Annotated in this window: 9 protein-coding genes; 3 read left to right on the top strand and 6 right to left on the bottom strand. The window is 59.2% G+C overall.

The window, feature by feature from the left end:
- Positions 1-45: 45 nt before the first annotated feature.
- Genes sufB through PSV43_RS00970 form a run of 5 tightly spaced genes read right to left on the bottom strand, consistent with a single transcriptional unit; the run spans position 46 to position 3457 of the window.
- The gene (gene sufB / locus PSV43_RS00990; protein WP_300192770.1) at positions 46-1464 is read right to left on the bottom strand and encodes a Fe-S cluster assembly protein SufB; all 1419 of its coding nucleotides are present in this window, start codon (positions 1462-1464) and stop codon (positions 46-48) included.
- Between the two features lie 45 nt (positions 1465-1509).
- The gene (locus PSV43_RS00985) at positions 1510-1728 is read right to left on the bottom strand and encodes a hypothetical protein (protein ID WP_300192768.1); all 219 of its coding nucleotides are present in this window, start codon (positions 1726-1728) and stop codon (positions 1510-1512) included.
- 1 nt (position 1729) lies between these two features.
- Positions 1730-2197 (bottom strand): type II toxin-antitoxin system VapC family toxin, encoded by a 468-nt coding sequence (locus PSV43_RS00980; protein WP_300192766.1) that lies wholly within the window; start codon positions 2195-2197, stop codon positions 1730-1732.
- A gap of 12 nt (positions 2198-2209) precedes the next feature.
- A complete protein-coding gene (gene sufC, locus PSV43_RS00975) occupies positions 2210-2968 on the bottom strand; it encodes a Fe-S cluster assembly ATPase SufC (protein ID WP_300192764.1) in 759 nt (252 codons plus the stop codon).
- A 30-nt stretch (positions 2969-2998) separates the two neighbouring features.
- A complete protein-coding gene (locus PSV43_RS00970) occupies positions 2999-3457 on the bottom strand; it encodes a Fur family transcriptional regulator (protein ID WP_300192762.1) in 459 nt (152 codons plus the stop codon).
- Positions 3458-3590: 133 nt separating this feature from the next.
- Between PSV43_RS00970 and PSV43_RS00965 the strand changes: the two genes are divergently transcribed.
- Together PSV43_RS00965 and PSV43_RS00960 are read left to right on the top strand one after the other, a co-directional pair.
- Entirely contained in the window at positions 3591-4067 is a 477-nt protein-coding gene (locus tag PSV43_RS00965) for a cupin domain-containing protein (protein WP_300192760.1), read from the top strand.
- 58 nt (positions 4068-4125) lie between these two features.
- Positions 4126-4542 (top strand): hypothetical protein, encoded by a 417-nt coding sequence (locus PSV43_RS00960; RefSeq protein ID WP_300192758.1) that lies wholly within the window; start codon positions 4126-4128, stop codon positions 4540-4542.
- Position 4543: 1 nt separating this feature from the next.
- Here PSV43_RS00960 and PSV43_RS00955 read toward each other — a convergent pair whose 3' ends face one another.
- A complete protein-coding gene (locus PSV43_RS00955) occupies positions 4544-5278 on the bottom strand; it encodes a DUF1003 domain-containing protein (protein WP_300192756.1) in 735 nt (244 codons plus the stop codon).
- Positions 5279-5364: 86 nt separating this feature from the next.
- Between PSV43_RS00955 and hrpA the strand changes: the two genes are divergently transcribed.
- On the top strand, positions 5365-8633 hold a 3269-nt coding region (hrpA, locus tag PSV43_RS00950; RefSeq protein WP_300192754.1), incomplete at its 3' end, for an ATP-dependent RNA helicase HrpA.

The raw sequence follows: 8633 nt of genomic DNA, 5'->3' as shown, positions 1-8633 counted from the left end.
CGGACATGGCGAGCGAAAACGTTTGGTGAAGGCTGATGGGTTAGATCAGCCGACGCTGTCTTCCATTTCGAGGTCGATAAGGCGCTTCAATTCCACGCTGTATTCCATCGGGAATTCCTTCGCGAGATCGTTGATGAATCCGTTCACGGACAGGCTCATGGCTTCGGCTTCGGTGAGGCCGCGCTGCATGAGGTAAAAGATCTGGTCTGCACTCACCTGGCTGACGCTGGCTTCATGCTGGGTGGAGTGTTGATTGCCACGAACGCTGATGGCCGGGTAGGTGTCGGTGTGGCTGTTGCTGTTGATGAGCAGCGCATCGCACTCGGTGTTGTTCTTGCAGCCCTTGAGGTGTTTCGGGATGTGAACGAGGCCGCGATAGGTGCTCCGCCCCTGGCCGATGGAGATGGATTTGGAGATGACGTTGCTCGTGGTGTCATCGGCGGCGTGGACCATCTTGGCACCGGTGTCCTGATGCTGGCCGCTGTTGGCCAGAGCGATGCTGATGACTTCACCACGGGCGCGTTTGCCCTTCATGATGACGCCGGGGTACTTCATGGTGAGGCGGCTGCCAATGTTGCAGTCGATCCAGCGCACTTCAGCGTCTTCCATCGCGATGCCGCGCTTGGTGACGAGGTTGAAGACGTTGCTGCTCCAGTTCTGCACGGTGACGTATTGGATCTTGGCACCTTTCAGGGCGACGAGCTCGACCACGGCGCTGTGCAGCGTGGCGGTCTCAAACTTCGGCGCTGTGCAGCCTTCCATGTACATCACTTCCGCGCCTTCATCGGCGATGATGAGCGTGCGCTCAAACTGGCCGAACTGCTCGCTGTTGATGCGGAAGTAAGCCTGCAGTGGGTGCTTCACCTTCACGCCGGGTGGCACGTAGATAAACGAGCCGCCGGAGAACACGGCGCTGTTGAGCGCGGAGAATTTGTTGTCGCCCGTTGGGATGACCTTGCCGAACCACTTCTTGAAGATCTCGGGGTACTTGTGCAGACCTTCGGTGCTGTTCACGAAGATGACGCCCTGCTCTGCGACTGCGGCCTTGATGTTCGAGTAAGCGGCTTCAGAGTCGTACTGCGCTTCGACACCTGCGAGGAACTTGCGCTCCTGCTCGGGGATGCCGAGGCGGTCAAAGGTCTTCTTCACATCTTCCGGAACTTCGTCCCAGGAGCGCTTCGGCTTCTGGCCGTCGCTCAGGTAGTAACGGAATTCGTCGAACTTGATGTTCTCAAGATCTTTCGTGGCCCAATGCGTGGGCATCGGCTTGTCCTGAAAGATCTTGAGCGCCTTGTGCCGGAACTCGCGAATCCAGTCGGGATCATTCTTCACATCCGCGATAAAATCGACGGTCTTGTCGGTGATGCCGAAACCGGAGTCGTACTTGTTGCGCTCGGGGAAAGTGAAATCGCCGACGTTATCGACTTTGATGTCGGAGATATCGTTGTCTGGGGCAGTGACCATAGTGTTAAAAGTTGGCGGGTTTGCAGAATTAATGTTTCAGAGGGCTTAGGGCTCTGTTGAGGCGGGGGGGGCTTCTCGAACGAAGAATGATTCCTGGGGCTTGGTTCGGACAATGGGACGATCGGCGAAGATCCAGCCTTCGCGTTTGAGCTGCTCCTCCACCTCACGGGTGTGGGCATTGAAGCGGTCGAGGTCGTAGCCGCACTCGGCGAAGATGGCTTCGCGATTGGCTCGGACTTCGGCAGCGATGGGATCGGTGGTCATGTCAGATGAGTTCCTCCGGGGTTCCAATTACTGACGCCGAATAGCCTGCCTCCTGGCACGCGATCTCGATGCGGCGCTGCATGTGCATGTTGTTGATATGGGTGCAGTTCCAGGTGAGCAAAAAGTCGATCCCGTGAACGGCGGCGATGGCGATATGGTAGGCGTCGGTCTTCGCTTGTTCCGGCAGATTGAGCCGACGGATGAGTTCACGGGCCAGTTGCTCGGTTTCAGTGGTTGCAGGCAGGAGCGGGATACCTTGAAGCACGTCCAATCGCTTTTGGGCCATCGATTGCTCACCTCGAGAAACTTCGGTGATGACGTACTGGGAGATGAACAAGTCGTGATTGGGCCGGGAATTTTGCCACCAGTCGTTGGTGACCTGCTGGTGCCCGGCGAGCACAATGTCACGACTTGGCCGGGCTACGAGGTAGCTCGGAATGGTCGTTTCGATGTACACGCTGGGTTTCATGGTTCAATCGAGTTAAGCAGCCGTCGCGAGTGACTCATCAGTCACCCAGTCATAGCCGCGTTCTTCGAGCTCCAGAGAGAGCTCCTTGCCGCCGGTCTTCACGATGCGGCCGTCTTTGAGGACGTGGACGATGTCGGGCTGGATGTAGTTCAGCAGGCGCTGGTAATGGGTGATGACGAGGAAGCCGCGGTTCTCGCTGCGCATAGCGTTCACGCCACGGGAGACGATTTTGAGGGCGTCAATGTCGAGGCCGGAGTCGGTTTCGTCGAGAATGGCATACTTCGGCTCCAGCATCATGAGCTGGAGGATTTCATTGCGCTTCTTTTCACCGCCGGAAAAGCCTTCATTGACGCTGCGGCTGGTGAAGCTGCGGTCCATCTCAAGCTGGTCCATGCGGGCGTAGAGCTGCTTGTAGAACCTCACGGCGTCGATGTCCTCGCCCTTTGGCAGGCGGGCCTTCAATGCGGCGCGCAGGAAGTTGGCGTTGCTGACGCCGGGGATTTCGTGCGGGTATTGGAAAGCGAGGAAAAGGCCGGCGCGGCTGCGGGCATCGACGGCCATGTCGAGGACGTTTTCGCCATCCAGCAGGACTTCGCCGCTGGTGACTTCATAGTCATCATGACCGCAGAGGACTTTGCTGAGCGTGCTCTTGCCGGAGCCGTTCGGGCCCATGATGGCGTGGACTTCACCGGGGTTGATCGTGAGGTTCAGGCCTTTGAGGATTTCGCGGCCGGGGATCTGAGCGTGGAGGGCTTTTATTTCGAGGGACATGGAAAGTGGGGTGGGTTTAGGGGACTGTGTTCAGGACTTCGCCTCGGCGCATTTGGAGCAGGTGCCGTGGATGGCGAGGTCGGTGCGGGCGATCTTTGTGCCGGCAGGGAGGTTCCAGAACTTGGTGGCGTCGAAGTCAGTGGTGGGATGCGCGTCGATGACCTTGCCACAGGTCTCGCAGTGAAAATGAACGTGCTCGTGGAGGTTCGCGCAGTAGCGGGACTGGCCACGTTCCAGGTGGACGAGCTTGATGAGTCCGTTGGTGGTCAGGTGCTCGAGGCAGTTGTAAACCGTGGCCAGTGACATGCCGGGGCTGCGGCTTTTCACCCGGTCGAGGATGTCGTAGGCCGTGGGGTGGTCCGTCGAGGAGGCGAGAACTTCGAAGACCTCGCGCCGGTGCGGTGTCAGGCGGACGTCCGAACCCAGCACAGCGAGGCGGCAGTCCAGACCGGTGGGTTTGGCAGGAGTGCGTGAAGGGGAAGGGGGCATGACGAAATTAGAATTAGAATGATTCTAATTGTATTGAAAACGTTCGATTAGCAAGTGGGGATGCCGGTTTAGCCGAAAATTCTTTGCTCCTGAATGACGCCAAAACGCCCGTCGCGTGCTACACCTGCCCCGTATGAACCGTGCCCACGCCGAAGACCTCCCTTGGACCCAGCAAAACTCCCCGCAGGGCAAGTATGGCCTTGCCCGCCGGTCGCTGTCGATTGCCGCAGGCGGGCAGAAGGACATTGGCACCTGGTCGGGCGGCCATCCCTTTGATCTCGAAATTCACCGCATTCTTCCCGGTAAAATCAATTTTCCGCTGCACGAGCACACCGCTCAGTGGGAAGCCTACTACATCCTCAGCGGCAGCGGTCAGGTGCGCACAACGAAGGGCAAGGAAGCCATCAAGGCGGGCGATTACCTCGTCTTCCCCCCTGGTGAGGCCCATCAACTGATCAACAACGGCTCCGAAGACCTCACTTTTTTCGTCATTGCCGACCAGCCGCAAGCAGACGTGATCCACTACCCGGATTCGGGCAAATGGATGACCAAACCGCACAAGAAGGCCTTCGAAATGCAGGAAGTGGAGTACTTTAAAGGTGAGGAGTAGGCCAATCCAGGCGCAGACATTGCGATGTTAAGATCACGAAATGCTGGCATGGTGAGTCGTGAAGCCGTCCATTTTCGTCACCTGCGCTCTTGTCGCTGTGCTCGCCAGTTGTTCCACCACCCCCAGAAACCCGGCGGAGGAGAAGGACTTCGCCGAGGTTCGTACCGTTCTCGAAACGAACTGCGTGCATTGCCACGGCGACAACCGGCTCTCCACCATGCCGCCGATCAACGACACACATGCGCTTGCAAAGCTCATCGGTTCACATTGGATTGTACCTGGCAAACCGGAGGCCAGCCGCTTCTTCCTGGTCGTCACCTTTCCTGACGAAATCCCCGGAGCCATGCCGCCCAGCGGCCATGCCATTTCCAAAAAGGACGTCCAGATCCTTCGCAACTGGATCAAAGACGGTGCCTGGCTGCCTGCGCAGAATGTAAAACTCATTCCTGTGGGACCGCTGCCGCGCTCGATCTGAATCACTCGTGCGATTTCTCGCGCCCGTGCGCGAGTTCGCGCAGCAGTTCGATCTGAATCTGCTGCACCTCCATCAATCGCGTCGCCTGCTGATGCAGCAGGTAGTCCACCTTTTCGTGCAGGTGACGGATTTCGAGCTCCGCCTTCAAATTGATTTTGTAGTCGCCCTCCGCGTGCTGGCGGTCACGCGCCTCCTGCCGGTTCTGGCTCATCATGATCACCGGAGCCTGGAGTGAGGCCAGGAATGACAGCATGAGGTTCAGCAGGATGAACGGATAAGGGTCAAAGGGCTGCCGCAGCAGTACCCCGGCATTGATGGCAATCCAAAGCACAAGAAAAAAGCAGAACGACAGGATGAACGTCCAACTCCCGCCGAAATCCGCGATCTTGTCCGCCAGCCGCTGGCCAAAGGTCAGCTGCTGAACCTCCTCCGTCTCCGAGAGAGGGCGCTCGCTCAGCACTTCGTGTTTGTGCAGGCTTTCCAAAACCTCTTCGTCCAGCCGCGTCAGATCACCCACCTGAGTTTCCAGCAAATCACGCACGTATTCCAGCCGCGCTTCATTGACCGCTTCAGCGCTCAGCAGGGACTCATCGGTCAGTTCAGGATGACTGGTGTGGATGAGTTGTGCAATGTTGGGCCGCAGCTCCCGCAGAACGAGCAGTTTGGACATCGGCTGCGACTTGCCGGTGACCGCACAAACGCCATGAGTGGATGTCTTGCTTCGGGTGGCTTCCATGCCGGACAATACATCTCTGACGCATTCGTCATTCGGAATTCGTCATCTGTCATTTTCCGCCTATTCTCCGCGCCCGTTTTCCTCTCATGCCGCACATCAGTTATCCTCCAGACCTGCCCATTACGGCCCGCCGTGATGAGATCGTTGCGGCCATTCGCCAGCATCAGGTCGTCATCCTTGCGGGCGAAACCGGCTCGGGAAAGACCACGCAGTTGCCGAAGATGTGCCTCGAAGCCCTGCAAGATGCGCGCGGCCAGATCGGCTGTACGCAGCCACGGCGTGTGGCGGCGATGAGTGTCTCAAAACGAGTGGCGGAGGAGCTGAATGTGCCTTGGGGACGTGAAGTTGGCTGCAAGATGCGCTTCAGCGACGACACCAGCCGCGACACGCGCATCAAGTTCATGACGGACGGCATCCTGCTGGCCGAGATCCAGAGCGATCCCATGCTGCGAAACTATTCCGTGCTCATTCTCGATGAAGCGCACGAACGCTCCCTGAACATCGACTTCTTGCTGGGCTACCTCGTCGGCCTGCTGAAAAAGCGGCCCGATCTCAAGCTGCTCGTCACCTCCGCCACCATCGACACCGAGGCCTTTTCCGCAGCGTTTGGCGGCGCACCGATCATCGAAGTCTCCGGGCGCATGTTTCCCGTGGATATTCGCTATGCGCCGCTCGCGGGTGGTGAAGACGATTTCGGGTTCATCGATGGTGCCGCATCCGCCGTCGAAAACGCTCTCATTGAAACCGACGACGGCGACGTGCTCGTGTTCATGCCCACCGAGCGCGACATTCGCGAGACGCGCGATCTTCTCGATGGCCGCCTCGGCTCAGGCTTTGAAGTGCTCGCCTTATTTGGTCGCATGGCCTCCGCTGAGCAGCAGCGCATCTTTCAGCCGGGCCGCAAACGCCGCGTCGTCATTGCCACAAACGTCGCTGAAACATCCATCACCATTCCGCGCATCCGTTACGTGGTGGATACGGGCCTCGCGCGCATCAGCCACTACAATCCGCGCACGCGCACCAAGCGCCTGCCCGTCGAAGCCGTGTCACAAAGCAGCGCCAATCAGCGCGCCGGTCGTGCAGGACGTGTGCAGGACGGCATCTGCATCCGCTTGTATTCGCAGGAGGATTTTGAGAAGCGTGATCGCTTCACCATGCCGGAGATTCAGCGCGCGAACCTCGCTGAGGTCATCCTGCGCATGAAGGCCTACAAGCTCGGCGAGATCGAAGACTTCCCCTTCATCAATCCTCCCGTCAGTGCGTCCATTCGTGCCGGTTACGACCTGCTGCACGAACTGGGCTCGCTCAGCGAAACACACGAGCTCACGCCGCTCGGCCGCGAACTCGCCCGCCTGCCTCTCGATCCCACCCTCGGCCGAATGCTCCTCCAGGCCCGAGTTGAAAGAGCCCTGCCCGAGATGCTCATCATCGCCGCCGGTTTGAGCATTCCCGATCCGCGTGAGCGCCCTGAAGAAAAACGCGAACTCGCCAGCGCCGCGCACAAGGCCTTCGCCGCGCCTGAGTCCGATTTCATCACGCTGCTCAAGATCTGGAACGCCACACCTGAAGCCTCGGGTGGCTCGCGAAATGGGCTGAGAAAATTCTGCAAATCGAACTTCCTCTCCTTCACCCGCATGCAGGAGTGGCGTGATGTCTGGAAGCAGCTGTGCGATTCCTTCAGCGACGATTTGCGCCAGCAAACCCCACCCGCGAATGACGATGCCATTCATCGCAGCATCCTCGCTGCGCAGCTTGGGCACATCGCGATGAAGGAGGAGCGCAATCTCTACAAGGCGGGAGGCAATCGCGAAGTGTCCGTGTTTCCTGGCTCGAATCTTTACGAGCGCCGTGAGAAAAACGGCAAGGGCAAGCCCGGTCAGGACAAAGGCCGTCAGCCGCCATGGATCGTTGCCGGTGAGATCGTGCAGACCTCGCAGCTCTTCGCGCGCACGCTCGCCAAGATTGATCCGAACTGGATCGCGGAACTCGGCGCGCATCTTTGCCAATTCAAGTACAGCGAGCCGCATTGGAATCTCAAAGCTGGCCGTGTCCTCGTCACTCAGCGCGTGCTCCTGCACGGGCTGGAGGTGCGCCGCCAGCACATCGACTTCCTCAAGGTTGATGCCGTCGCGGCCACCCAGATGTTCATCCGCGCCGCACTCATCGACAGCCAGGAGGTGCCCATCACCCTGCGCTTCTACGCCCACAATAACAAGCTGCGGCAGAAGATCGAAACGATGCTCACCCGCGTGCGCAGCAATCGTGTCTATGCCATCGAGGAGCGCCTGTTCAGCTTCTATGACCAGCGCATCAAAAACGTCTCGTCGATCCACGATCTCAATCGCTTCGTTAAAGAGCACATCGACGAGCAGCCGAACTTCCTCTGCGCTACCGAGCATGAGCTCACCGCAGGCGAGGAGTTTGAGGCTGACCTGCAGATGTTCCCCGATCAGGTGGCCCTCGGCAACACCGCGCTGCCCCTCACTTACAACTACCTGCCCGGCGAAGAAAACGACGGCGTCACCGTGCGTGTGCCTGCGCAGTTAGCCGGTCATCTCACCAGCGGTCAGATCCAGTGGATGGTGCCCGGCATTCGCGAAGAACTCGCCAATGTCATGCTGCGGGCGTTGCCAAAAGTCATTCGCCGCCAGTTGATGCCCATCGACCCGAAGGCCCGCGAAATCGCCGCTGATTTTGATCCTGGCCGCGAGTCCTTTCTGGATGCCCTCGCCGATTTCATCACGCGCCACTACCGCATCCAGGTGCGTCCCGAAGACTGGCCACCGCAAAGCCTGCCCGCCCATTTGCAGCCGCGCGTCGAAGTGCTCGATCCGAAAAAGAATACCGTCATCGCCTCCAGTCGCGATCTCGACACCATTCGCGGCAGCATGCAGAAACAGGACCTGCGCTCCGATGCCTGGGACAAACTGCTGCCCCGTGTCGAACGCTTCGCCCTGAAATCTTGGTCCTTCGGCGATCTGCCCGAAACCATCGTCGTCGAAGAACTCAACGGCACGCCCATCCTCGGCTATCTCGGCCTCGTCTTGCGCGATTCGGAAATCGACGTTCGCCTCTTCCGCACTTCAGCCGAAGCCGCACGCAGCACCCCCGCTGCCATTCGCCAGCTCGCCGAGAACACCTTGAGCAAAGACCTCGTCTGGCTGCCCAAAGAACTCCGCAGCATCAGCGGCCCCGTCGCCAAGTCGCAGCAGCCCGTCAGCTTCCAGGCCGCACTCACCCAGTTCAATGCTCCCACCGCTGCGGCACCTGTATCAAATCTCGCTCAGCAGGCCCACGAGCACATCCTCGCCTACATGCTGCGCCTGCAGCCCACCTTCCCGCTCACCGAGAAGCG

The organism is Prosthecobacter sp., from assembly GCF_029946185.1.
Taxonomy (GTDB): Bacteria; Verrucomicrobiota; Verrucomicrobiia; order Verrucomicrobiales; family Verrucomicrobiaceae; genus Prosthecobacter.
This window is presented reverse-complemented; position numbering and strand designations above follow the sequence as displayed.